This window comes from Sphingobacterium multivorum, assembly GCF_039511225.1.
Classification (GTDB): Bacteria; Bacteroidota; Bacteroidia; order Sphingobacteriales; family Sphingobacteriaceae; genus Sphingobacterium.
On record NZ_CP154261.1, the window covers coordinates 2,969,275 to 2,995,230 of the forward strand.

A 25,956-nucleotide genomic window follows, 5' to 3' on the forward strand; every position below is an offset into this window, starting at 1 on the left:
TTTTGCTTCAAGTATTTTTTCGACCTTTGTCCCATTGGTACCACAAGTTCCTTATATCGATCTACATACTCATCGGAATTATCCGATCAAAGAGCGCGCGATTCTCTCGGTGAAGAATATCGCATTGAATCATGCTGAAGAAATCACTGAAACAGATTGCTCCATAGGGTTACATCCATGGTATATAGACGGGAATTCTGAACTTGCTTTAGCCTTAATGAAAGGAGGATTAAAGCAGGATCAAGTTTTGGCGATAGGCGAATGCGGTTTGGATAAAAATATTGCCATTCCCCTCATCCAGCAGCAGCAGGTCTTTGATCGACAGGTTCAACTGGCTCAAGTTTATCGAAAACCGTTGATTATTCATTGTGTTCGAGCTTTTCAGGAGATTGTCGGTTGTTTAAAAAAAGTGAATTTTAACGAAGCTGTTGTTTTTCATGGCTATCGGAAAAATTGGACACTAGCTCGGCAATTAATTGATCAGGGGTACTATCTTTCAATAGGTGGACATTGTTTAAATGGAAGTCAAGACGAGCTTTTGGAAAATATTTCACTCAGTCAATTGTTTCTAGAAACGGATACAGATACGACCGTAGAAATTACTACGCTTTATCAATACGTAGCTCGGATCAGATCGATCGAGTTGGAGGAGCTAAAGCGGGCTTTATACCAAAATTATAAGAAAGTATTTAATAAGTGAGGCCATCATAGTTTGTTTATTCACGTTGTCGGATAGCTATAAGGTTTCATGAAAATATAAAAAAACAAATTTAGATAGATGAAAGATTTAAGTTGGCTGTCACGTACCGAAGCATTGATAGGTCGATCAGCGGTTGAAAAATTGGCAAATTCACATGTGATGGTTTTGGGATTAGGTGGTGTTGGATCATTTGCCGCGGAATTTATATGCCGAGCAGGAGTTGGGAAAATGACCATTATCGATGGAGACACTGTAGATCCATCCAACCGTAATAGACAATTGCCTGCCTTGGCAACCAATCACGGTGAAGCAAAAGCTGAAATTATGCGGGAAAGATTGTTGGCCATTAATCCTGAGTTGGATTTAACCGTAATACAAGATTTTATCATTCCAGAAAAGATACCAGCTTTGTTAGATTTGGCGCCAGATTATTGTGTCGAAGCTATTGATAGTATTACACCGAAACTATTTTTTATTCGGAGAGCTTTGGAAGCCAAAATACCATTTGTAAGTTCAATGGGTGCCGGTGGCAAAGTGGATCCGACAAAAATAAAAATTGCCGATATCGGTAAATCCTATAATTGTAAGTTGGCCCAGCATATCCGTAAGAAGTTGCGTAAACATGGTATTCGTGACGGAGTGAAAGTGGCATTTTCAACTGAACTTCCAAACAAGGATTCGTTACTGTATACCGATGGAAGTAATTTTAAAAAGTCTGCCTATGGTACGATGTCCTATTTGCCAGCAGCCTTTGGTGGCGCCATAGCTTCTGTTGCTATACGAGATTTAATAGAAAATGCTTAACTTTGTTTCTAAATAAACATATGGACACATGAAGGAAGCTACCTGTCGATTGATGGGTAGCTTCTTTTTTTTAGGCTATCGGCTTGTGACCCCTTTTATATCAATACCTTTGGGTTTGATATGTTCCAATCGTTTCTTGAGTGTATCTATTTTTGATTTTTCAAGATTACCCGTTGCAATTATAATCCCTTCTTTAACCTGTGCTGTAATGGTCGGAAAATCTTTCAGAACAAGGTTAACGTCTCGTGTTAAGGTAGAATCTATCGCGCCACCCAAAATTTCATGATATTTTTCACGGGCATCTTCTGGTTCAGGAAGATTTACGACAATATTGTTGTGAATGGATTTGATATCCTCTCCTCCGGCTAGCTTTGTTTTGTTTTCGATGTCCTGCTTGAGAGAGTCTGAACCTATTTGTCCATTCAAGGTTACATTACCCTCTTCGACATCGACTCCGATGCCCGCAGTAGTTTCCAATGCTACCTCGATTTTTGATCTTAGTTTTTCGTCCGACTCGGGCGATCTACAAGAGTGAATAAATAGTGCTGCACCAAGCGAGAAGATTAAAAGTAAACTATTGAATTTCATGTCATTCTTTGTTTCTGTACTAAATAAGAACAGATGCATCGGCATATTGTTTAATTTTTTGGTATTTTCATCACCTAGTAAATTGCAATAACTTTTTGATTAACGTTGTTAAAAACAAAACTATTGCCTATTTTTTTTCCGATAAGTAACTGTCCAATTGGAGATGCAGGCGAAATGACGAAGATATTGCTATCCCCTATTTTTACGGCGCCAATACTTGTTGCAATTAAATATAAGGCTACATTCGTTTGCACAAGCGATCCTACCCTAGCGACATCCGTTGCATCATCTATTATCGATTCTATATTGACAAGCTGCTGCAGATCTTTATTGGCTTCCGCAAGTTGTTTCTGGTAGCGATTAATGTCCTGTTGAATCATTTCACGTGAAGTCTCATATTTGTCTCCAGCACTACTTTTCGTGTCATCATTGCTTGAGTCCCGTGCGGTTTCCAAAGCAGATTCTATCATTGTAATACGTTCCCGAGTGCGTTTTAGCGCTATGTCAAGGACCTCCCCTTTTATGTCGAAATAATTATTTGTCATTCCGAAAAATAAGGAATAAGTTTTATTCATTAAAAAATAAAAACAATAGGCTTAGACTCAATAGAATATAATAAATTGGATGGTAAATAATACGAATAAGGTTGCAATAAATTAAAAAATTACTACATTTGTGCACTGAAACACGGAAAGGTGTCAGAGTGGTCGAATGAGCAGTCCTGGAAAGACTGTATACGGGATGACTGTATCGAGGGTTCGAATCCCTCCCTTTCCGCAAAAGCGAAAAAATAGCAGTTTTCGTTGGTAAATAAAAGTAGTGGCAGAATCGTGGCAATATGATTCTAAGACAAGCTAAAAAGCCGATGAAATGGGCCAAAAACCGATAAGGTTCGAATCCCTTCCTTTCTGCTGAGAAGAAAGCTAAGCTTTCAAAATTCGCTTAAAAAGCTCAAAAAACCTGTAATTCTAAGTAATTACAGGTTTTTGTGTTTTATGCAGATTTGCCATAATTTTTAAAAATACTCATTATTTTTATGGCAATTTCGTGGCAGTTTGATATGTCAAAAAAAAACTGCCACAAAAATCCACATAACTAACTGTATTACAGCATGTAAACCCCTTTAACATCTTGACAAAGGAGCATATTAATTCGATATTTAATCTTTAAAATCATTGAGTTATGTGTAGATTTCGGATAAACTGACCATGCGATTCCGTGGCAAATTGACCACCTGATCTTCTGGCGAAGCTAGCTTTGGTGCTGTAGGAGTAATGTCATCAAAAGTAATAATTAATACGTATCTATTCTGGTTTTATTTTCAAGCTGAACAGACCGTTTTTTTCGCATGGATTCTCCATTCATTTCCATTCTATGCGCATCGTGGACTATTCGGTCTAATATCGCATCAGCGATGGTTTTATCACCTATCACGTCATACCAGGCGCTAACTGGTAGCTGAGAGGTGATGATCAGAGAGGTTTTACCATGTCTGTCCTCAATAATTTCCATTAAGGCAGCCCTGCTTTGCGCATCGAAAGGCTGTATGGCAAAGTCATCCAATATAAGCAGCTGCTGCCGTTCAAGTTTTGCGATCTCCTTGATATAAGTTCCATCGACTTTGGCCATTTTAAGTTTGGCAAAGAGTTTTGGGGTACTTGCATATAATACCCGATATCCCTGGATACAGGCCTGATATCCCAGCGCGGTAGCGATATAGCTCTTGCCAATGCCCGTGCTTCCTGTGATCAGCAGGTTTTCGTTCCGCTGGACAAAGGTACAGTCGGCGAGCCTGTTCATCAGATTTCGGTCAATATTGCGCGAAGCTTCATAATTCACATCCTCAACAGCCGCCTTGTAGCGGAACTTGGCATAAAAGATCTGTCTTGCTATACGTCTGTTATGTCGGTCGTCCCACTCTGCATCGACAAGCTGGGCCAGAAGCTCATCTGCTGTATACTGGTCGTAACGTCCGCTTTCCAGACAGTTTTTGAAGGCATGGTACATGCCATGGAACTTTAGTTTCCGTAATTTTTCAAGTGTGTTGGTATTCATTCCGATTATTGTTTATAATATTCCTCTCCTCTGATATTGCCGTGCTCCGGCATTGGCAGTCCATCCTGTTGGCAAGGATCTTCTGTACGGTCTTGTAACTATAGATACCGTAACTCAGTGCCCGCCCACATGCTTTTGCCAAACGTTCGTTGCCAACTTTTTTTGAAAAGCCAAGTATCCCCGCACAGGACCGGTAGGCCTGTTCAGGGTGCTGTTTGCGCTCCAATATTCCCTGTATGTACATTTTCACATCCTCACCTATGGATTCAGCCCATTCCAGGAAGCGTTCCGGCGTCCATTCGCTCACAAAGCGGTGGGAAGAGACAAGATGTGTCTTGTCGGTTGTATATCCATAAGCAGCCTTATCCCTGATATGTATGGCAACACGTTCATAATGATAGAATACCTCAAGCCTGGTCCGCGAATAGAGCATCTTTACCTTTTTCCCTATGAACCGGTACGGCACGCTATAATAATGGCGGTCTTCACCAAGACAGATATGGCCGGTTTTGGCCACGGTAGCATAGTGGAGTTTTTTGAACTCGTAACGTGATATGGGAAGTCCACCCAAAGAATGGCGCTCAACCTCCTCAAACTGTGACCGGCGGCTATAACTCCGTCCTTTGAGCTGGCAATTGTTATGGAGTTCCAATTGATAACGAATTGCGGTATTGAGTTCCTGTAATGTATGATAGGTATTCTTCCGCAAGGGGGCATAGATCCTATTGTATACGATCTTTACGGCCCCTTCCACAAGTGCCTTGTCCCGTGGGCGGTTTGCCCTGGCTGGCAGTACGCTGGTCTGATAGTGGTCAGCAAAGTCGGAAAAAGTCTCGTTCAATGTGGGTTCATACCGGTTGCTACGGGTAACTGCCGCTTTCAGGATATCCGGTACTATAGCCGAGGGCACTCCTCCAAAGTAATGAAGGGCGTTTTCACAGGCGCAGATCAGGCTTTCTTTGCTCTGATCCAAGACTGCTTCGACATAGGTAAGCTGACTTGCGCCAAGAATGGCAACGAATACTTCTACGTCCTGAATCTCTCCACTGGAAGGATCAATTATCTGTAACTTTTTTCCTGCAAAGTCAATGTAAACCTTGTCCCCAGCTTTGTGGTCAAGGTGCATCACGGGGTTTACAATAGCTTTCCATTGGTTGTAATAAAAGCAGAATTGGGTATACTGCAGCCCTTCGGGAAATTCTTTCATGTAGGCTTCCCACAGAAGTTTTCGGGTAACTCCGGGACGTTTGAGCTCCTTGTCAATATGGGGAAGGCAGCGTTGGAGAGCCTGAAGGCGACTGTCGGGTTTTCGCTCGTTGCTCTTACCGAACAGGTCTTCCAGCTCTTTGTCACCCAGCGAATTTACTTCTTCAAAGGTGAATCCGCTCTGCTGAAAGAACTTAATGTACTTCTTTACCGTGTTGCGCGAAACGCCTGCCTGAATGGCAATCGCCTGTTTGCTACGCCCATGATCGTGAAGTCTCAGTATCTGTCTTATTTTGTTCATGCTGATCGTCGTGTTGGCCATAATCTTAGGGTTATTCTTCCCCAAAAATATGGTTACAGCTACAGCTCTAAAACTAACGGTGACAACTGGTCAGTTTCGTCCGAAATACCATGGTCATTTTCCGCCGGAACAGGTGGTCACTTTATTCCGAAATCAGGTGGTCAATATAAGCGAAACCTCCACTTATTAAAGAATCTTTTTTAGTAATCTTCGCTGCTATTATTGTGCTATCAGCGTAACTAAGCTTCTCAATGGGATTTGAAGAATATAAAACCCCATCTCAATATCCCTGAACGAGTTTGAAATAGTTCTTTTCTTTCTTAGCTTTTGCAATATACTTCTTTATAAATGGAAGTGCCCTAAAATCGTTTTCAGGAAAGTTCTCATAATTCTTCCTTATCAGATAATACTCGCTATACTGCTGCTTTTGACCTGAAACGATTCCACTGTAAAAGATGATCAGAAGACAGATACAGAACCGGTAATTAATTCCCATGAGGTAGATAAGTTTTAACTATAAATTTAATAAAATCCATAGAAAACAGGGCTAAAATCCATCCCTTTAGACAATTTGAGTGGTATCAAAATCAACTGTTTGTTTTTCAATCATTTACTATAGTATCCATTCATGAACTGGTACGTACTAATTCATGAATAGATACGACAATCAGTTTCGTAGGGCCAAAATGTCCGCTACTTTCGCCATCAGAATTCTATAAAAACCTGGCCGGGATAATCTTTAAAATATCAAAAATGAAAAAGACTATCTCAATAATTTTATCTGTAATTGCATTGTACATAATCCATTCGTGCAGACAAGAAAATGACGAGACATATCAAGAAGTGAAAAAGGAAAATTTATCCTCATATAGATCAATCACTTCCAAAGAAGAGGATACGATTAAAAAAATTTCTACTTATGATGGAATCGATGACGGAACGACAACACATGATGGTGATCCGCCTCCAAAAAATGGTGGGCAGTGGCGAGTTATTAATTGATTATTTCTAAGAATTGTCGATAGATAATACTATTTCCTTTGCGTAAGGGATAGTAGCGGAAATCCTTTTTGCGACTCAAAAACAAAAAGATTCTAGCGCAAAGCCCAGCCCATTTGTATTGAAATTTACATCGTTAACAATTGTTGCAAAATACAAATGGGTACGCCATAAACAGAAATAAAAAGCTTCATATAAATTGAAGCTTTTGTACAATCTAAAGCAAAAATTCTTATTTTTAATGGAAACATCTCTTTTCAAAGATGTTAGCCATAAACCGCTAAAAAAATATTGATTATTAGCGCAGTAAGTATTAATCATGCCATTTCTGGCTTTGACAGGTATTTGTTATGCCCAAGAACATGATCTTATTAAATATTCAACGGAATGGGAATCTCTAAAAAAGATTAAGATTATTTCAACTGAAACTGGGATCACATTACCTAAATAAAAACCGTCAATTATTTTATGATTTTAAGTATTTCAGTTTCAAAAATATAAAACCTTCCGAGACGCAAATCAACGGAACTAAGAAGTTTAGGTGGCACATATATTCTATATTTGCTTCCTTCATTCATTAAGAGAATGCCTTCTTTGAGTCCCGAAATAAATGCATTGACTGCTATTTCACTTGGTCCAAAGTAATGATTCTTTTTACTTACCTTACCCGTAATTTCTACAGATTTGCTGTCAATCCGTACTTTATCTGTCAACAATAATCTAGGACCAGTTCCTTGCTTTAGTATTTCGTATTGTAAACCGCTTACTGTAGTTATAACGCCTGGTTTTTTTCTATTTTCTTCAAAGAATAGATCAGCCTCTTCTGGGTCAGTAAGTATTTTTGCTGTATTTGGTGTAAGTGTTTTTTCCGGCTGTATATTAACTTCAGATTCTACACTACTTTTTCTTTTATTATTTACTGCAGACTGTTTTGGTTTCATACCCTCACTTCCCCCGATAGATATGACGAAATTTGCTTTAGACCCTGCACTTCCTTCGATAGTGCTTAACTTCATCGGTTGACCATTTTTCAAAAATTTCTCTCCCCAACTCGAAGAGCCGAACCTGGCATGTCCAATAATATATACATCATTACCCGATACAGCTATGGAAGTAGGGAAATAGATAAATGAATCTGTTTCTTTGAGCTCTGCAAATAGTTGTCCGTTTTTCCAACATTTAGCCACATCACTATCATCCCTGCCTCCGCTTCCATTGCTATCATCAACGCCGGCTACATATACATCACTCCCAGATACAGTTATGCATGTAGCCAAGCCTTTTGTCGTAGATAGGCTTTCGGTATGTCCATTTTTCCAATATGCTGCTTGCCTTGTCCCTGTTGCGCCGACAGCATAAGTATCACCTTGCACTTGTGTAATCGCAGATACTTCCTTTAAATCATTGATTGTCTCCACTAGTTGGCCGTTCTTCCAGTATATCGGCTTGTAATCACTATACCCCATTATATATATATCATCATCTATGGCTACTATAAAATTTGCTGAACTATGAGGGATGTAACTTTGACCGGTTGCTTCACTGTAAGACAAAGGCACAGGAAGTTTTATAGGCTGGCCATTTTTCCAGTACATCGCAAAATCATTGAAAATAATTTGCTTGTCATCATAATCTCTATAACACCCGGCGACATATACATCGCCATTTATAACCGCAATGGAAGAAGCGCTATTGAAATCGCCTTTATCATATCTAAATCTTGTTTCCTGTCCGTTTTTCCAATATAAAGCCTGTCCACCAGCACTTCCCAATACATATATATCATCACCTACTACAGCAATTGAGGTTGCTTCGGCATCAACTTGGCCATCTGTAAGCGCTACCGGCTGCCCGTTTTTCCAGTATACTGCAATGTCTCGTTTTGTAGTTTGGTTGTAGCATGCGCCTGCCACATAGATATCTGCCAGTTGTTGGGTTTTGTTACTCTTCCCTGAATTCTGTTTTGAAGCGGAAGACTTGGACTTTTGAGCATAACAGGTAAAACTAAATAGAAAAATAAGGAGCGCACAGCATCGTAATGCGTGCAAAATAGGTTTTTTCATGGCGTAGTTTTTATACTATTAAATTTACGGAAATTTTGGACTATTATTCCAAAAAAAGATCCTGATTTAAGTACTACAAATTCCGCCGCCTACATTTACTATTGACTAAGCCTCTTGCCTAATATTCTCCCACTTATTTCTTGTCATTTCAAACTTCACCTCCTTACTGCCATGCATTCCATTTTTTTCCCAGCCTGCTTTTAGATAAAACCCTTCTGCTCTCGTATTAGGAGCTGTGCCCAGCCATACAAATTGTTTTCCTGTGGAAAAATACCAGTCAAGCATCATTTGAAGGAGCTTGCGTCCTATTCCTTGTCCTTCAAATGTCGGTGCTAAGAAAAGTGCCCAGATATTATCTTCTTTTAAATCTGCGATTGCAAAACCTACAATTTGGTCACCTATCTCACAAACCCAGCCCTTTCCCCGCTCAAATAAAAATTCCTCGCAATCCTTATCACTCACTAAAGCTGGATTGGAAAGCGTATTTTCTTTAACAGAATTTCTAACGATCTGGATCTGTTTAATATCTTCAATTTTTGCTTCTCTAAATTTCATTGTTATAAAAGACTAATAATTCAATTTTAAATATTCGGTCCGAGCCAATATAATAATATTCACAATAAATCATTATTTAAAAATTCTTGATGAAAATGGCTATTGGGAAAGGAATGGTAGACTTACCTGTTTTGAACTAAACAATAATTAGGTTTTAAACTCCAATAAACAATAAAAAGTGCCACCTGAACAGAGGCACTTTTGAACATGTAGGCGTTTGAAATTGAACTTTTCTTAATGCTGAAGCAATTATAAAATTACTAAACTATATGCCTAAGAATCTATAATAAGCTACTAACGCTGACAGCATAAATACCACTACTAATATCGGAAGCATTTTGAATTCTTTTTTACTAGTATGATTAATCATACCTGCGAGCATAATAATACAAAAACAAACAGCCGTTATTGGTGTTAAGATCGGAACAATTCCTAATATCCAAGGGAATATAATACCTATACAGCCAAGCAATTCCAAAACTCCCAATATTCTGATGGGTATGATTGAACTGTTTGCCTTTAGATGTCCATCTGCTACGTGGCTCGCTTTACTACCACTGATTTTGCCATAACCTGGCATTATAAAAAATAGAGCAAGTAACCCTTGAATTATTAATACAAGTGTATTCATTATTGTTTTCTTTATGAAATGAATTTAAAATTTGAAGATAGAGCAAAGAAATCTATGTCCTGTTAAATAAGCAAGACAGCGCTCAAAATAAAACTTTATAGAATTAGATTCTATAGCTATGTGTTACCCTTTTTTGGGTTGGTTTAGCCAAAGATTAATGTCTTCCATGTGCTTGATATACTTGTGAAATTCTGGGTAAATTTAATAAAATTTAAATCGAAAAGTAATGTATGAAATAACACGAGATCTGAAATTATAACCAAGTTTTTTATGATAACAGTATAATAGCATTAATGATACTGGTCCAAGAGCAAAATATCAGAACTATAAGCTGGTGATCGCCCATTTTCATAATTTCGTTTAACTGTTTAAGTACATTTTGCTTAACCACATTTCGTTTATAAGCAACTATAAATTCCTGATTGCTTCCATTTTGGAGCATTGACCATATTTTAAACATGAGCATTCCGGGAAGAACACTAGTGATCTGGTCGGAAAATTATAGAATATATCTCGCTGCAATAAAATAACCTCCACCAATTACTATTAATGGAAGAGCTATTGACAGAAGTACCAATGTCCATATAAACACTCTGAAATAGCTATATAAACTTACTTTCGACGGATCGGCGGGATCATAGATAACTGTTGTTGTCTCCCCTATTTCCCAAGCCGGTGGATCAGTTCCTTCGGCTAGTTCGTATGTAATCAACTGGTTATCTTTTGTCTGAAAAGTGAAGATTGGGGCAAAAACTTCGCCGTCAGATTCGTACCTATGAAAGTCAATAACAGTTGCAGTAACTTTATTTCCATTTTTTAGAAATACCATTGTATTACGGAAGCTGTAGATTCCCAACACAAGGAAAACAAGCCCTAGTCCAAGGATCCAATAATATTGCCACATCGGTTTATTTTTAGTTAGTTCCACTTCAAATTACATTAATATATCTACTTGATATATAATCACTAACGAATATAATACAATTTTCAAAAGCCAATGCAAATTATTGTCTTACTAATAATTCAAATTCGAATCTATATTCAAAAAAAATCACGGTTTCTCACAGTATCCTTATTAAGGCATTTCATTGTGAATAGTAATTAATTTTCTATATAAATTGATATTTACAGCACTGAATCAATAGGAAAAAACTCCAAATACCCCCTTATAAATAAGGATAAGCGTAATCGTATCAAATAACGCATGGGAAGCTATTGCAACCCAAAGATTGCCAGATTTTTTATATAACATAGACCAATATAATCCTCCCATCACGGCGGCAATAACAGCAAAGATGTCTTGTTGCAAATGGTAAAGACCAAAAAGTATACTTACTACAAATATGCTGAGCATAGGACTGTATCCTTTAAAAATTCTCTTCTCCAGCACATTTTGAATGTAGCCTCGAAATACGATCTCTTCGTAAAACCCACCAATTAGCAAAGCAGCGATTATTGTCATTACCAGCTTCACCAAGCTACTTTTGATAAAATTGTATTCAGTATAATCTGGAACTTCAAAAAAGTATTTAATACTTGGAATATAAACAAACTGCATGAAGGCGACCCATGCTATTGCAGTAATAGCTCCTAAGAAAAATGCTTTAATGGTTAATTTTTCTTTTATCAGCCCTATATCTCGAAAGGTCTTGCCCTCCCTTCGCAGCATCAGATAGATTGCTAGCAAACAAACAGCAGCATAAGAATAAAAAGGTAAAGGCACAAAGTGAGGAAAAATCAACAGGAATACAATAAAACCTATGCTCCCAATTGTTGAAACTATCTTTTTTTTCATAAGCTGGTAAAATAAATGGTTTGTTAAACTTAAAGATCTTTAAACAGCTAACAAATTTGATGCAATAAAATTATACAAATTTTAAACGATTTGTCTGCTTTCTTTCATCAAAAGGGATTGATTTAGTCCCAATTATTGTTGAAATCAATCGATGGGCTGATAAACAGCTACCGATTAATGATCATAGAAAAAAACTAATAATTCTAAAATTAATTGTACTTTTATCTACCTACTAGTAGATAGATATGAATACAAAAGAAAGAATAATAGATACTGCTGCCAATATGTTATCAAATAATGGCTTTAATGCCTTTAGTTTTCATGATATTGCAAAGGATATCGGTATTAAAACCTCTTCCATCCATTACTATTTTCCGACCAAACCAGATCTTATCGTTGAAATTATACGCTATTCTCAAAATACGCAGACAGCATTATTTGAATCAATTTCTGAAAAGTTACCCCTAGAAAAGCTTTCCGTCCTAATCGATTTTTATATAGACTTAGCCAATAAAGGCAAAATGTGCCCCATCGTTTCTATTTCGTCCGACATGAATGATATTGATCCGAATGTCAAAGTCGAGGTGAGAAAGTTTTATGACTTTCTATCTGCATGGCTTGCTTCTGTTTTAGATGAGGGAATGAGAGAAAATCATTTTCTGAGCGAGCAAAGCCCGAACAATAAATCGATTGAAATATTGAACATTCTGGCCATGATGCCAATTTTATCGCGTCTTGGTAAAGGTCCCGAAAGCTTCGAGAGAATTAAGCAATCCATTATGCAGAATCTTTTAAATAAAGACTTCGATACAAAAGATAAATAGTTTAGGCAAATCATTGATCACAGTTATGAAAAATTTCGAAACCAAAACCGAGCTTCCACATATTGGAAAAATTATTAAAACTCTTATCCTTGAAAAAGTAATTAAGAAGGATAAAATATTAGAGTTTTTGAAGATTAATGAATCAATGTTGGAAGATATCTATGAAAGTTCGTCTTTGGACTTTGAGACGCTCATTAATTTTTCAAAGCTACTTCAGACTAATCTCTTTCTATATTATTTTGAACACAGTATGATCAAGGACATCTTTGATGAAATCATGATCGACCAAGCAAAACTGATTGAACAAAAAAATGAAACTATTACACACTTAACAGCTATTATTGCAGCTCAGGAAAAGGTAATTGCCATTCATGAGGCAAATGAAACTTTACAAAAGTGGTCAAAATGAGATAATCCTATAGCAAAACCGAATTGATTTAAGCTATAATCTGTCAATAAATTATTGAAAACCTGGATCTATCTTTTATTGTTATTTCGAAAAATCTTCTTCTACTAGAACATTATTTAAAAATACACCCGTATTATTGCCTGTTGATACAGCATATGATACAGAACGTAAAGGATTTGTATTGTCCCCACAAGCGAATACATTATCTACTGTTGTTTTCTGAAATGCATCTACTTTGATAAGTCCCTGCTCTGTCAATTCACAGCCCAATAATTCGGGAATTTTACAATGTTGCTCAAAAGGTGGCCTTGAATAGATAGCTTCTAACTGAAAAGTTGAATTGTCTGAAAAAACTATTTCTTCTACCACTCCGTCTTTATGTTTCAATGCGGCAATCTCCTTTTCCACAATTGAAATATGATGTCTTTTTATTTCATCGGTTTGCTCCTGTGTCAGTTCCGATTTTCCATTAGTGAATATCGTTAAATCTTTTGTCCAGTTATTAATAAGTCGGGACAGGTGAAATGCACCATATCCATTAGCCAAAATTCCGGTTTTTTGATTCTTTACTTCATATCCGTGACAATAAGGACAATGAAGTACCGTAATCCCCCAGCATTCAGAATACCCTTTTATGTTTAACATTTCATCCTTTAATCCCGTTGCAAAAACCAACTTTCCAGCTGAGAAAACTTTTCCTGATTGGGTTGTAACCTCAAAACCTTTCTCTATTTTCTTTCCACTAATGGCAAGTTCATTTACAAATTTTACCGTGTCGTATTTCAAGACCTGTTCTTTTGCTTTCTTTGCAATGACACTTGGTTTTTCCCCATCTTGCGTAATGAAGTTATGAGAATGAGGTGTCTGACGGTTACAGGGTAAACCACTATCGATAACTAAAACATTTCTTAACGAACGTCCCAAAGCCATTGCAGCGGAAAGCCCTGCATAACTTCCACCGATAATGATTACGTCAAAATTTTTATTGTCTGTCATTTCATTAAAATTTAAAAATGATGTTAATGGTAAAGGTAAGACCAAAGTTGCTAATGCAAGCCCCCTTGTTTAATTAATTCTCTTCTTGATATTTTTTTGATCCATTTGGCACACTCGATATGGTGATCGGAATGTTGATAGTTTCCAATTGTCCAATTGAAGCCACTATATGAAGAATTCAGTTTTTTTATCAGCCTGTCTTTGCGCCTCAATTTAATACCCTTTATATTTTCTGATCTGCTTGTTTCCATACACGTATTATAAGATTACTTACTACATGGAATATCCACCATATTTCCAAAACACAAATAAACACTGTTCAAATGTACGCAAAAATTTCTATTTTCAAATAAGCTGTCAATAAAATTAAAAAAACAGTTTTTATAATATATGTTACTATTAATTAGGATATTAAAACTACATTTTGATTTTAAAGTTCTTTTATTTTTATAATCATTTAAAAAAAGTTTTGTCAATTGAACAGTGTTCAATATATTTGCACTCAGAAATTCAATTTAAAATTTATAAAATGAAAAAAGCATTAATTACAGGAGCCAGTGGCGGCATTGGTCTTGAGGTTGCCAAGAAACTGGCCGCTCAGGGTTATAACCTGACCCTGGTAGCACGTAATAAAGAGAAACTGATTTCTCTTCAAGAATCTTTAGGTAAAGACCGCCATCAGGTACTTTCTTTGGATCTGACAAAAACAGCGGATATATTACAACTCAGTAATCATATAACTGATAATCGGTACGATGTCCTGATCAATAATGCTGGCACCGGAACGTATGGAAAATTTATTGAAATACCACTGGAAGACCAGTTAAGTACGATGACACTGAACATGGAAGCTGTAGTAACACTTTCGTATGCCCATTTAAAGAAAGCAAGATCCGGTGATGCACTGATCAATATAGGTTCACTCCTTGCCCATTCTTCATTGCCCGGAGGTGCTGTATATGCCGCAACAAAAAGTTTTGTAGCCAACTTTTCGGAATCACTCTGGTTCGAATTTAAAAATAAGGGTATATTTGTAGCAGGCTTCAATCCAGGGGCTGCGGATTCGGATTTCCACCACAATGCTGGAAGTGAAACCAGTGCATTTCCTAAATTCGTTGTCTCTTCGGTAGAACAAGTGGCTGAGGAACTGATAAATGCACTAAACAATCGAAGCAAACCAAGAATTGTTCAGGGATTTAAAAATAGAATGATGCTTTTTGGTTTCAGGTTACTCAGCAGGAAAGCCGCAGTTAATATTATGGGTAAAATAAGTCCCGGAATTCCCCATTCATAACAGGATTCCGAACAATAATTTTTAACGATTCATATTGATCAAACATGAGTATAGCAGAAAGAAAACAAGAAGAAAAACAGGAAATGCACCAGCGAATCCTGAACGGAGCACGAAAAGTCTTTCTTGAAAAAGGCTATGAAAAGGCGAGTATGCGGAATATTGCCAATGAGATTAATTATAGTCCCGGCACGATCTATTTTCATTTTAAAGATAAAAGCGAGATTTTTCAGGAACTTCATAACGAGGGATTCACTCTACTGGTAAACCAACTAAAAGTGTTAACCAGTGTGGCGGATCCATTTGAACGTCTGAAGGCGACAGGACGTGTATACATTAAATTTGCACAGGAGAACAAAGATTATTATAATCTTATGTTTATGGTCAATGAAACCATGGAAGCCCCTACCGAAGGAAAGTTTCAAATAGCGCAGGAAGCCATCAATCATCTACATTCTGTGATCGCTGACTGCCAGAAACAAGGAAGATTTAAAGATATGGACACGGACTATTTTACGTTTATGATTATTTCTGCAATGCATGGCATATGTGCCCTATTTTGTAAGGATCGTATGGCCAATTTTGTAGACAAAACAGACGATGAGCTTATGGAAAACGGATATGAATGCTTTGTTGCATTATTAGAAAAAGGATAGTCCTTTTTTTTATCTACAAATTGAACAGTGTTTAAATTTATTACAATGATTAGTAAATATATAAAAATTCTATTTTGGTGTTATTTTCCATACATCATTTTAACAACGCAGATCGCGAAAGCGCAAAGCCGGCTGGAAGATTATATCCACCAGGCTATCGAATCCAACCAGAGCATACATCAACAAAATTTTATGCTGGAGAAAAACATTTATGCACTTGGAGAAGCAAAGAGCATGTTTTTGCCAAACGTGAGCTTTTTAACCACCTACACCAAAGCTGATGGCGGTCGTACCATAGATATTCCAGTGGGCGATATGCTGAATAATGTCTATTCCACCCTCAATCAGCTTACAGGAACCGGTGCATTCCCCCAGCTTCAAAACCGTAGTGAACAGCTCAATCCCGATAATTTCTATGACGCCAAATTTCGGGTCACCCAGCCTATTCTGAATGCAGAGTTAAACTATAACAGAAAGATTAAATCAAAACAAGTCGATCTCCAAAAGACAGAGGTACAACTCTACAAGCGTGAACTTGTAAAGGAAATCAAAACAGCTTATTATAATTACTTAAAAGCAGCAAATGCTGAAAAAATCTATCAGTCTTATCGGAGCCTGGTACTCGAAGGAGAACGCGTCAATAAAAAGCTTTTTGAGAACGGCAAAATCAACCGGACCGCGGTAGTCAGAAGTAAAAATGAAGTTTCTAAAATTGATGCTTCTATTACTACAGCAAAAAAAACGAAGGAATCGGCACAGTTTTATTTTAATTTCCTACTGAACCGTCCATTATCAGATAGCATTGCCGTTGACGACATAACGACTTTACCCGAGGAGGATCTTTCGCTGGCGGATAATGTTGATCGTCGTGAAGAACTCTCCAAACTCAAAATTGCAAAAGGTATCAATGAAGATCTTACGGGTCTTGCAAAATCATATTTAATCCCAAAAATCGGGGCCAGTTTGGACATGGGTTCGCAAGCTTTTGACTGGAAATTCAATAAGCAAAGCCGTTATTATTTATTTGGGGTCTCTCTGGAATGGAACCTCTTTTCCTTTGGCAGAAATAGCAACCGCATCAAGCAGACAGTCGCAGAACAGCATGCCATCGAGTCCCAGACCGGATATGTCGAACAGCAATTACTTACCGAACTCAGGGTCCGTCAGGCCAATATGCAAAGCGCCATCGCACAATATCACGCTGCGCAGAGCCAATTAAATACCAGCCAGACCTATTATAAGGATATCGCATTGATGTACAAAGAAGGAATGGTAATCTACATTGAATTGCTGGATGCCCAGAATCAATGGGTGGATTCCCAGCTTCAGGCCAACATTGCGCTATTTGATACATGGATATCCTATTCGGCCATTGAACGGGCCACAGCTAGTTTTAACCTTCAATAATAAAAAATGAAAAAGATTCAATTGACATTACTCATAGCCACGTTATTTCTGTTCTCGTGCAATGATCAGCCCAAAAACACCAACCCGCTCGGAGAGCCGGACATCATACCAGTTAAAGTTTCCCCTATCTCCTCATTAAATACTTCCAGCACGGTAAAAGCCACCGGGTCGGTAAGTACTGAGGACCAAGCCAATTATTCCTTTAAGATTGGTGGAGTGATCAGCAGTATTTTGGTGGACGAAGGTCAGTTTTTCAGAAAGGGACAATTGTTGGCTACACTGAACACCACCGAAATAGCAGCGGGTGTCGCGCAATCAGGGTTAGGGGTGGAAAAAGCACAGCGGGATTATACTCGGGCAGTCAACCTCTACAGGGATAGTGTCTTTACCCTGGAACAGTTACAAAATACAAGAACTGCTCTCGAGGTTGCGAAGAAAGCCAAGGAAGCTGTTGCCTTCAATGAGCGTTATGCTAGAATTTACGCTACATCTGATGGTTTTGTTGCCAGCAAAATTGCTAATGAAGGTGAGGTAGTTGGCGGAGGCATGCCGGTTCTGTTAACCAATTCGGTACGAAAGAATGCGAATTATATTTTAAAAGTTGGTGTAACAGATCTTGAATGGGCGACCATAAAAATTGGCCAAAACGCAAAAGTTAGCCTTGATGGCTATCCCGATCGTGTTTTCCAGGCAAATGTGCTGCGAAAACTACAATCGGCAGACCAGCAAATCGGTTCCTTTCAGGTTGAACTGAAACTAAATCTAGAAGGTATCGTCCCTGCTGTTGGTATGTTTGGTAAGGCAGAAATTACGACTGATCAAACTGAGACTTCGTTAGTCATTCCTTATAATGCAGTTGTCGAGGCAGACGGAAAAAATGCATTTGTATTTACAGCCATTGGTGCCAATAAAGTCAAAAAATTGCCTGTAAACATTACCAAATTCGAGAATGATAAAGTTTACCTGAGTGACAAACTTGAAGGAATCACTAACATTGTTATTTCCAACAGTGCCTACTTAAACGAAAAGTCTATCATTAAAATTATCAAGTAAACCTGCATCCAATGAAAATAACAAATTTCGCAGTAAAGAATTATCAGTTTACCCTGATCATATTCGTTCTTTTTGCAGTTGTAGGGCTATTGACCCTGTTCACCATGCCCCGATCTGAAGATCCAACTACGCATGCACCCCAATATGTGATCACGGTCATCTATCCCGGAACTAGTCCCAAGGATATGGAAGAGCAGGTTGTAAAGCCTATCGAAAATAAAATATATGGATTGGAGAACATTGAGAAAATCCTCACTTCTGTTGAAGATGGAGTGGCCGTTATCCAGCCAAAATTCAAATACGGAGTTGATGTAGATAATAAATACCAGGAAATCTCCACGGAGATCAATGCATTAAAAACCAGTGAGCTGCCAAAGGATATCTATCTTATCAAAACGGAGAAGATCGCTTCTTCAGATGTAAAAATTATTCAGGTAGCGTTGGTTTCCAATACCGCATCTGCTAAAGTATTACGTGACAACGCAGATATACTCAAAACCAGACTCGAAAAGATAACTGATCTCAAAGAAGTAAAATATTCCGGTATTCCTGAACAGGAAATTCGGATCGATATGCAACTGGACAAACTTGCACAACTGAAAATACCCCTTAATCTGGTGATTGGAAGCTTGCAGAGCGAAGCTGCCGATATCCCCGGAGGAAGCGTCAATCTGGACAGTAAGGTTTTCAATGTCAAAACCAGTGGAAAATTCAAGAATGTAGATGATGTTGCAAATACGGTAATTTACAATGCAAACGGCAAAATTATCTACCTAAAAGATGTTGCACAGGTTAGCTATAAGGATGGAACGGTTAATCACATTACCCGAATCAACGGACAGCGTTGCATCCTGGTCAATGCAGCGATGAAAGACAATGTTAACATCAGTAAAGTTGAAGAGGAATATATGCCCGTATTGGACGGGTTCAGCAAAGACCTACCTGCAAACATCAAGATGGTCAAAAACTTTGACCAATCGGAAATGGTCTCCAAACGTTTGGGACATTTGGGATTTGATTTTGCGCTGGCCATCCTGTTAGTGGTCATCACCCTACTCCCTCTTGGATTTCGGGCCTCGTTAATTGTCATGATTTCAATACCACTGTCTCTGGCTCTAGGACTGATAGCGATGAACCTGATGGGCTATTCACTTAATCAGCTCAGCATAGTAGGTTTGGTGGTAGCTCTTGGGCTATTGGTAGATGACAGTATCGTAGTTGTAGAAAATATAGAACGTTGGTTAAGGGGAGGACATTCTAAAATGGATGCCATTTTAAAAGGAACTAAGCAAATCGGTATTGCAGTGGTTGGCTGTACAGCAACATTGGTCATTGCATTTCTTCCTCTTGCATTTTTACCCGATGTCGCAGGAGAGTTCCTTCAAAGCCTTCCCGTTGCTGTAATAACAAGTGTATTGGCATCTATGTTAGTTGCCTTGACATTGGTTCCGTTTCTTGGAAGCCGAATATTAAAACCTCATACCCACAGCGGAGGTAACTTTTTCCTTCAAAAGCTACAACAGTTCTTAAGTTTTTCTTACCGCCGGATAATGCCACTTGCATTAAAATGGCCTAAATTTACGGTTAGCATTTCTATACTTCTAAGTGTTCTGGCTTTTGCTCTTTTTCCAATGGCAGGGTTCAAATTGTTTCCAACATCAGAAAAACCAATGTTCCTCATTAATATCAAATTGCCATTACAGACAAATATTCCGGAAAGCGACCGCGTGACTAAACTTGTGGAAAAGGAATTGAAAAATCACAAAGAAATTGTCTATTATACCTCTAACGTAGGAAAAGGTAATCCGCAGATTTACTACAACGTACACCAACAGGACATTAAACCTGATTTTGCGCAAATATTTGTACAGTTGGATGATGAAACTAATCCAAAAATCAAAAAAGAATTAATCCGTGAACTTAGAAAAAAATTCACTGATTTTCCCTATGCAAGAATTGAGGTTAAAGATTTTGAACAGGGACCACCTATTGAGGCAAATATTGTCGTCCGAATTTTTGGCGAGAATCAGGACACCTTGCGATCGCTCTCCTTCAAAGCTGAAGAGATCTTGCGTAAACATCCAGGAACATTCTTTGTTAACAATGAACTGAATGCGTACAAATCGGATATAAAAGTAACGATTAATAAAGAAAAAGCACGCACATTGGGTGTACTGACAAGCGATGTAGACAAGGTGATCCGAATGGCAGTAGCAGGGCTTAATGTTGGAGATTATATTGACGATAGAGGTGACTCGCGTAATGTTGTTATTACCTTACCTCGGGAAAAATTTTCAAATCTTGATGCACTAAAAGGACTTTATGTCAACAATATCCAAGGAACTCCTATTCAAGTTGATCAGATTGCAACAATTGGGTTTGAGACCTCTCCCACTGCAATCAACCATTTTAACAAATCCCGTTTTGCCAAAGTTACCTCACTTACTAAGGATGGCGTATATGCCAACGATATTCTAAAAGACATTGTTCCACAGCTCAATAAGCTGAAAATGCCACCGGGTTATTATTACAAATTGTCAGGCGAGGCTGAGTCAGAGGGTGATGCCTTGGGAGGAAACTTTCTGTCGGTGATATTATTAAGCGGATTTCTTTTTGTGGGAGTACTCCTACTGCAATTTAAAACATTCAAAGGGATCATTATTGTATTATCTATTATACCTTTAGGTATACTTGGGGGTGTAATTTTCTTGCTGATTACCGGCAACCCGATGTCACTGGTATCCATTATTGGTTTTATAGGGCTTTCCGGTATTCAAGTAAAAAACTCCCTGTTATTGGTGGATTTCACCAATCAGCTCCGACAAGAAGGTCATAGTATTGATGAAGCGGTAAATATGGCTGGGGAAACAAGATTCTTACCCGTTGTGCTGACTTCAATCACGGCGATATGCGGACTACTACCCATTGCGCTAAATCCAAACCCACTTATTGCACCTTTAGCAATCGTACTCATTGGAGGGCTCATCAGTTCAACGATTCTTTCCAGGATTGTTACTCCGGTAATGTATAAATTAATTCCGCCTTCACTAGAAACAGAAGAAAAAATATAATATAAACTTGTAAATGGCTACCTTAAACGGTAGCCATTTACGATAGTTGCAATCTCAACTTAAATTATATTTTCACAAAAATGTTTAGTACTAGCCTAATTTTTATCTCTTCATCAGAAATATGGCAGTAATCTGAAAAGGACTAAATTACATGCTTGATCCCATTTTGAAAACGATGGTTCGAGTAAATTTAGATATCACCACTTAAGGCTTGAATGAAATGATGCATCACACATCGAACTTTTATATACACTAAAGGAAAAAACAAAAATAAAAAACCATAAATGCATATAAACAGATAACAAACATCGCCCTTTTGTAATACTCTTGTGCCATAACCAAATGCGAAACTTTCATATTTATTACACCTTCATTACCCTTTATGATTTTGAAAAATGATGAAATAATGTCTCTTTTATAAGAGTTTTTATCTCCTGAAATATTTATATCATCATTTCCTAAAACATGGTAGGTTCCCCTTTCCAATACTTTTACTGAAAACCACACCGTTCTTAGGGTGTAAATTGCTAAAACGATGGAAATAAATACTGAAATTTTGATAACTCCAATTGGGATGCCTTTACCCCAAATTAATGTATTTGCACCTATTACAATAGTATTAGCTACACTTAAAGATCCCATAAATAGGGTTGCTTTAGATTCAGTACCTTTTCGACGATCATCCTCTTCTTGATATATCTTACTTTGCAATTGCAATGCAAGATCTAGATTTTCATCCTCGATTTTTAAAACAGGATTTTCTTCAGCTGCATCATTTTCTTCAGATAAATTCTGATCAGAAATGTCGCTGTTAACATCCTCTTCAAGCAGTGGCCAAATAAATTCTCTAAGCCTATGCAGTTTATTGTTCATCAATTTTATCTTTTAGCAAATTAACTATAGCACCTGAAATATCTAAACCCAGCAATCTCTCAATCCATGCCCATTGACCATTGGGGTTAATTTCAAGAAATACATAATTACCCATTTCATCTAAAATTAAATCAATTGCACCAAAATTTAAATTTAGTTCTTTCAGTAGATTAACGCAATTAGCGGAAACATCTACTGGCAAGGTATAAATACTGTGTTTTAGACCATTTTGACTAACCCTCCAATCAACTTTTGAGTCGTCAGAATCTTGCGAGTGGATAAAGGCCGCAAAAATCTTATCTCCCACTACAGTCACTCTTATATCCCCTCGCTTTTTTATATGTTTTTGAAAAAATGTTGGACATCCTCCTACACGCTGAGCATTATTTTTATCGAGGTTAACTTTATTCGTGAAAATAATCGCTTCTTCATTTCCTTCATCAGAAATTAGTCCTGTTCGAATCGGTTTAATAATACAGTCCTCATCGTTCATTCTATAAAAATTCATCGCTGAATCAGCATTGGTAGTGATCAGGCTGGGCGCGACTCTAAAACCTATCTTTTTAGCAAGTCGTAGCTGAAATATTTTGTTTTCTGCATTTCTTATATGCTTAACATTATTTAACCAATATGCAGAATTAAGAATTTCATAGATACCTTCAAGAGTATAACTAATTTCATTTCGTATAAATTGATTTTCAGACCTACTAAGCTCTGAATTATCGGCCTTTAATTCTGGTCTTCTAAAATATACCCCTTTTATGTCCAACAGATCGACTTGAATACCAGTTCTTTTATCAAATATTTTAAAATTATCTTTAAAAAAATCCAATTTTACCTCAACATTATCTCCTAACTCTTCTGTATTTAGTCTATAAAATTCTGTTCTTTCCTCTTTTAACCTTTTTACGATAAAGTCCGTTGTTACATCTGTTTTATTGGTTATAAGGAGTACGCGTATCATCATTTTCCATTTTAACAAGAGTTTTAGTAGTATACATCACATAATCTAAATGACAATCATCTTTTTCACCACTTACCTTAGTCCTCGTAATTAAGTCAAAAGACAATGCATTAGTATCACTTTCTGACTTAACTTTTGTGACAGTAGCTAAAGTTACAATAAGATCAGTTGATGCATCGATTAACGGAATCTTTGTACCATTAACTTCCAGCATATTGAGAGATTCTAAAGAATCATAGTTGTAATTGGGAGCAAAATCTGGCTCGGAACGAACAATTTTATAGTCTAATATTAATGGCTTCATATCTGTACATGGTATATCTTGTAAAAATAATAATTATCATTTCAATTTTCATCAGAAAGTAACTTTCTATTTTATTTATCTACAATTATTAATTTAAATCGAGGCATTCGACTAAATTATTTCAATTAATGATATATTTGACTTTAAACTTCAAACTACTGATTAAAAATGCCAGATATAGACCTAAACTCGCTCAAAATTTTTAAAAGAAATGGCGAAGCGATTTCAACAAATAGAGGTTTCTATTATCAATACTTATCTTTCTTGAAGAAATGGATTACTAACTTTATAAATGGAGATGACAGTCCCATTTATACAGAAGTTGACAATGATATCAAAGAGGTTGGAAAGAATCTTGTGTTTACACAATTGAAATGCTATAGTTCAGATTTTAGTTTAAATTCAAAAGAGATTAAACATACTCTATTTGACTTTTTTATAACCTACCTTAGGTATAAGCAAAACAACATTACGCCAAAATTCTCTTTTCTTACCAATTCTGGAATACAAAAGAGAGAAAAATTGTTGGGAAAATGGCTTAAAAGAGAAGTTTTTGATAATTCTACAGACCTTGAATCATTAATAAAACAGAATTGAGAAAGATATTGAACATTCTTCTTGATAAATTACTGTTTAGTCCTCTGAGATACCCTTAAATATTTAAAAACTAGTACATGGAAAATTGCTCAAATTCTCAGCTGTTAATAGATGATACTTCTTACGGATATGACTTAAAAAAGTTACTATGGAAACTGCAATATCATCAACCTGCTGACATAGAAATGATAGCATTAACACTTAAAATCCTTAACATTGATCTCCAAAATTGTGAAGCCAAAGACTTAAAAACATATTTTACTGAAAATGAAATAAAGTTATTTGAAGACACAAAACCTATCCAAAAAATTAAGAATAAAGAGGTGTTAGCAAGATGGTTTGATGTAATGTTGACTCTAAATAAAAAGCACATTAAAGCCTACATTAAAAAAGCATATAAAAACTATATTGAAGTCTATGCAGCAACTTCCAAAATACAATACATAATACGCTCTCTTGCCCTGGTAAAATATGCCAAGAGCTATTTTAATGATGAATATGAAGAGATATTTGCGAAGGCAAAGCTTACGTTCATTGAATGTCCCTCAGCATATTACCAACAGCTCATCATAATTGAATTATTATCTATCTATGGACAGTACAGATGTCGGGTAGAATTCAATGAATATATAGATCAAAAAATACATCATTATATTACAATTAAAGATTTTCGTTCTGCAAGATTTTGTATTAGATCATTACAACTTATTGGCACATTAGACAGAAATCTATGCAATATTAAAATGGCTGAAAATTATGAAGCGGAAGGAGACCATTATGTATCAGAAATGCAGCCCAATACCTACTATCCGACAATTTCGGCAGTATACTTAAAGGGCTTTAGATTGATTGCTTCTGCAAAGGGATGTCAGGAATTACACAATAGGCTTCAACGAAAAGTTGCCAAATTTCAACTTGAGGATTTTCGTACAATCCAAGCAGCCGGCGTTCGTCTTATTCCAGAAATTGATATGGCCTCGATTCATGAAAATGTGCTAGAATTGAATCTAAGTACATCAAGTCTTGCATATCAAGCTTTGCTAGAACTACCGATGATTTCAAACTCAGCAGTTGAGGAATTGGCAAAGTCCGATAGAGAATCTGCCATGGGATTATCCCGATTCTTCTCAGAACAGATCAAAATATCACAAAAAGGCGCACAAGTCGCATCCGAAGATATTAACCAAAGCCACTATAGTAATGCTCGAACCTACCTGCGAGAGAGGCTAATGGCTTATATTTATTTTGTAAAGGGAAACTTGGACAGATATATTGATTTGAATTATCCAATGGTATCTAATCTTTTAATAGAATCAAAAAGTCCATTTGTTCCAGAAGACAGATTGCATATTTATAGCTTAGGAATTACGGCTGGTTTTCAAAACGATTTTGTCACAGCTGCCCATCTTCTTATTCCTCAGTTAGAAAATAGTCTTAGGCACTTAGCTGTCTCAAACGATATCATTGTAACAACTTATGAGAAGAGATTTCATTTAGAAAATTTATTAGGAGGCTTGATTGCTAAAGTTCGCCCCTTGGCTAATGATGATATTATTGAAGAACTGGATAGTTTTCTTGTCAATAACAGTAACGTCAATTTTCGTAACGAATTGCTACATGGCCTGATAGAGACTACTCTTGTACATAAGTATGGACTCTATGCTTGGTGGTTATGTTTGAAGTTGGTACTTCAAACTAAGTTAATTTTCCCGAAAATAAAATAGAAGTTATACACTGCCAAACAATCATAGGTAATCTTCCTTGCTTGCTTAGCAATATAATAGGGGTTAATACTTTTATTATAAGTTGATAAT

Annotated in this window: 27 protein-coding genes and 1 tRNA gene; 14 read left to right on the forward strand and 14 right to left on the reverse strand. The window is 37.0% G+C overall.

Annotation, left to right across the window (positions count from 1 at the left end):
- Positions 1-34 precede the first annotated feature (34 nt).
- Together AAH582_RS12295 and AAH582_RS12300 are read left to right on the forward strand one after the other, a co-directional pair.
- The gene (locus tag AAH582_RS12295; protein WP_046673372.1) at positions 35-700 is read left to right on the forward strand and encodes a TatD family hydrolase; all 666 of its coding nucleotides are present in this window, start codon (positions 35-37) and stop codon (positions 698-700) included.
- Positions 701-778: 78 nt separating this feature from the next.
- Positions 779-1,504, forward strand: coding sequence for a tRNA threonylcarbamoyladenosine dehydratase (locus tag AAH582_RS12300; protein ID WP_046673371.1), 726 nt, complete (start codon positions 779-781; stop codon positions 1,502-1,504).
- 75 nt (positions 1,505-1,579) lie between these two features.
- On the opposite strand, the gene AAH582_RS12305 is transcribed toward AAH582_RS12300, so the two are convergent.
- Together AAH582_RS12305 and AAH582_RS12310 are read right to left on the reverse strand one after the other, a co-directional pair.
- Positions 1,580-2,092, reverse strand: coding sequence for a BON domain-containing protein (locus tag AAH582_RS12305; protein ID WP_343322337.1), 513 nt, complete (start codon positions 2,090-2,092; stop codon positions 1,580-1,582).
- Between the two features lie 74 nt (positions 2,093-2,166).
- Complete coding sequence (locus tag AAH582_RS12310; RefSeq protein ID WP_343322338.1) at positions 2,167-2,562, reverse strand: hypothetical protein; 396 nt, start codon at positions 2,560-2,562, stop codon at positions 2,167-2,169.
- Positions 2,563-2,781: 219 nt separating this feature from the next.
- Between AAH582_RS12310 and AAH582_RS12315 the strand changes: the two genes are divergently transcribed.
- A tRNA-Ser gene (locus AAH582_RS12315) sits at positions 2,782-2,869 on the forward strand.
- A gap of 516 nt (positions 2,870-3,385) precedes the next feature.
- Here the strand turns inward: AAH582_RS12315 and istB are convergent.
- Positions 3,386-4,147: an IS21-like element helper ATPase IstB gene (istB, locus tag AAH582_RS12320; RefSeq protein WP_343322339.1), complete on the reverse strand. Its 762-nt coding sequence runs from the start codon at positions 4,145-4,147 to the stop codon at positions 3,386-3,388.
- Complete coding sequence (gene istA / locus AAH582_RS12325; protein WP_343322340.1) at positions 4,128-5,675, reverse strand: IS21 family transposase; 1,548 nt, start codon at positions 5,673-5,675, stop codon at positions 4,128-4,130. Before istA ends, istB begins: the two co-directional genes overlap by 20 nt.
- A gap of 28 nt (positions 5,676-5,703) precedes the next feature.
- Between istA and AAH582_RS12330 the strand changes: the two genes are divergently transcribed.
- A complete protein-coding gene (locus AAH582_RS12330; RefSeq protein WP_343322341.1) occupies positions 5,704-5,844 on the forward strand; it encodes a hypothetical protein in 141 nt (46 codons plus the stop codon).
- 90 nt (positions 5,845-5,934) lie between these two features.
- On the opposite strand, the gene AAH582_RS12335 is transcribed toward AAH582_RS12330, so the two are convergent.
- Positions 5,935-6,150: a hypothetical protein gene (locus AAH582_RS12335; RefSeq protein ID WP_343322342.1), complete on the reverse strand. Its 216-nt coding sequence runs from the start codon at positions 6,148-6,150 to the stop codon at positions 5,935-5,937.
- Between the two features lie 257 nt (positions 6,151-6,407).
- Here AAH582_RS12335 and AAH582_RS12340 point away from each other — a divergent pair, with 257 nt between their 5' ends.
- A complete protein-coding gene (locus AAH582_RS12340; protein ID WP_343322343.1) occupies positions 6,408-6,656 on the forward strand; it encodes a hypothetical protein in 249 nt (82 codons plus the stop codon).
- A gap of 458 nt (positions 6,657-7,114) precedes the next feature.
- Here AAH582_RS12340 and AAH582_RS12345 read toward each other — a convergent pair whose 3' ends face one another.
- From AAH582_RS12345 to AAH582_RS12365, 5 genes are all read right to left on the reverse strand, one after another.
- On the reverse strand, positions 7,115-8,716 hold the full coding sequence (locus tag AAH582_RS12345) for an FKBP-type peptidyl-prolyl cis-trans isomerase N-terminal domain-containing protein (protein ID WP_343322344.1): 1,602 nt from the start codon (positions 8,714-8,716) through the stop codon (positions 7,115-7,117).
- A gap of 105 nt (positions 8,717-8,821) precedes the next feature.
- Positions 8,822-9,271 (reverse strand): GNAT family N-acetyltransferase, encoded by a 450-nt coding sequence (locus AAH582_RS12350; protein ID WP_343317678.1) that lies wholly within the window; start codon positions 9,269-9,271, stop codon positions 8,822-8,824.
- Between the two features lie 265 nt (positions 9,272-9,536).
- Positions 9,537-9,902 (reverse strand): DoxX family protein, encoded by a 366-nt coding sequence (locus AAH582_RS12355; protein WP_343317680.1) that lies wholly within the window; start codon positions 9,900-9,902, stop codon positions 9,537-9,539.
- Positions 9,903-10,401: 499 nt separating this feature from the next.
- Complete coding sequence (locus AAH582_RS12360; RefSeq protein ID WP_343317681.1) at positions 10,402-10,806, reverse strand: DUF3592 domain-containing protein; 405 nt, start codon at positions 10,804-10,806, stop codon at positions 10,402-10,404.
- A 234-nt stretch (positions 10,807-11,040) separates the two neighbouring features.
- The gene (locus tag AAH582_RS12365) at positions 11,041-11,697 is read right to left on the reverse strand and encodes a CPBP family intramembrane glutamic endopeptidase (RefSeq protein ID WP_343317683.1); all 657 of its coding nucleotides are present in this window, start codon (positions 11,695-11,697) and stop codon (positions 11,041-11,043) included.
- Between the two features lie 245 nt (positions 11,698-11,942).
- Between AAH582_RS12365 and AAH582_RS12370 the strand changes: the two genes are divergently transcribed.
- Together AAH582_RS12370 and AAH582_RS12375 are read left to right on the forward strand one after the other, a co-directional pair.
- Positions 11,943-12,521, forward strand: a complete 579-nt coding sequence (locus AAH582_RS12370; RefSeq protein WP_343317685.1) for a TetR/AcrR family transcriptional regulator — start codon at positions 11,943-11,945, stop codon at positions 12,519-12,521.
- Between the two features lie 25 nt (positions 12,522-12,546).
- Positions 12,547-12,930, forward strand: coding sequence for a hypothetical protein (locus tag AAH582_RS12375; RefSeq protein WP_343317687.1), 384 nt, complete (start codon positions 12,547-12,549; stop codon positions 12,928-12,930).
- Positions 12,931-13,011: 81 nt separating this feature from the next.
- Here AAH582_RS12375 and AAH582_RS12380 read toward each other — a convergent pair whose 3' ends face one another.
- A complete protein-coding gene (locus AAH582_RS12380) occupies positions 13,012-13,926 on the reverse strand; it encodes an NAD(P)/FAD-dependent oxidoreductase (protein WP_343317689.1) in 915 nt (304 codons plus the stop codon).
- 529 nt (positions 13,927-14,455) lie between these two features.
- Between AAH582_RS12380 and AAH582_RS12385 the strand changes: the two genes are divergently transcribed.
- From AAH582_RS12385 to AAH582_RS12405, 5 genes are read left to right on the forward strand one after another with little or no spacing between them, the layout of a single operon-like run.
- Positions 14,456-15,220: an SDR family NAD(P)-dependent oxidoreductase gene (locus AAH582_RS12385; protein ID WP_343317691.1), complete on the forward strand. Its 765-nt coding sequence runs from the start codon at positions 14,456-14,458 to the stop codon at positions 15,218-15,220.
- Positions 15,221-15,264: 44 nt separating this feature from the next.
- Positions 15,265-15,873 (forward strand): TetR/AcrR family transcriptional regulator, encoded by a 609-nt coding sequence (locus AAH582_RS12390; RefSeq protein ID WP_343317693.1) that lies wholly within the window; start codon positions 15,265-15,267, stop codon positions 15,871-15,873.
- Positions 15,874-15,918: 45 nt separating this feature from the next.
- The gene (locus tag AAH582_RS12395) at positions 15,919-17,280 is read left to right on the forward strand and encodes a TolC family protein (protein ID WP_343317694.1); all 1,362 of its coding nucleotides are present in this window, start codon (positions 15,919-15,921) and stop codon (positions 17,278-17,280) included.
- A gap of 6 nt (positions 17,281-17,286) precedes the next feature.
- Positions 17,287-18,333 carry an efflux RND transporter periplasmic adaptor subunit gene (locus AAH582_RS12400; protein ID WP_343317696.1) on the forward strand — a complete coding sequence of 349 codons (1,047 nt, stop codon included), beginning with the start codon at positions 17,287-17,289 and terminating at the stop codon, positions 18,331-18,333.
- An 11-nt stretch (positions 18,334-18,344) separates the two neighbouring features.
- Positions 18,345-21,404, forward strand: coding sequence for an efflux RND transporter permease subunit (locus AAH582_RS12405; protein WP_343317698.1), 3,060 nt, complete (start codon positions 18,345-18,347; stop codon positions 21,402-21,404).
- A 252-nt stretch (positions 21,405-21,656) separates the two neighbouring features.
- On the opposite strand, the gene AAH582_RS12410 is transcribed toward AAH582_RS12405, so the two are convergent.
- Genes AAH582_RS12410 through AAH582_RS12420 form a run of 3 tightly spaced genes read right to left on the reverse strand, consistent with a single transcriptional unit; the run spans position 21,657 to position 23,545 of the window.
- Positions 21,657-22,277 carry a hypothetical protein gene (locus tag AAH582_RS12410; protein WP_343317700.1) on the reverse strand — a complete coding sequence of 207 codons (621 nt, stop codon included), beginning with the start codon at positions 22,275-22,277 and terminating at the stop codon, positions 21,657-21,659.
- Entirely contained in the window at positions 22,267-23,244 is a 978-nt protein-coding gene (locus tag AAH582_RS12415; RefSeq protein ID WP_343317702.1) for an MvdC/MvdD family ATP grasp protein, read from the reverse strand. Before AAH582_RS12415 ends, AAH582_RS12410 begins: the two co-directional genes overlap by 11 nt.
- The gene (locus tag AAH582_RS12420; protein WP_343317704.1) at positions 23,213-23,545 is read right to left on the reverse strand and encodes a hypothetical protein; all 333 of its coding nucleotides are present in this window, start codon (positions 23,543-23,545) and stop codon (positions 23,213-23,215) included. Before AAH582_RS12420 ends, AAH582_RS12415 begins: the two co-directional genes overlap by 32 nt.
- 168 nt (positions 23,546-23,713) lie before the next feature.
- Between AAH582_RS12420 and AAH582_RS12425 the strand changes: the two genes are divergently transcribed.
- Together AAH582_RS12425 and AAH582_RS12430 are read left to right on the forward strand one after the other, a co-directional pair.
- Positions 23,714-24,142, forward strand: a complete 429-nt coding sequence (locus AAH582_RS12425; protein ID WP_343317705.1) for a hypothetical protein — start codon at positions 23,714-23,716, stop codon at positions 24,140-24,142.
- A gap of 77 nt (positions 24,143-24,219) precedes the next feature.
- The gene (locus AAH582_RS12430; RefSeq protein ID WP_343317706.1) at positions 24,220-25,866 is read left to right on the forward strand and encodes a hypothetical protein; all 1,647 of its coding nucleotides are present in this window, start codon (positions 24,220-24,222) and stop codon (positions 25,864-25,866) included.
- The last annotated feature ends 90 nt before the right edge of the window (positions 25,867-25,956 follow it).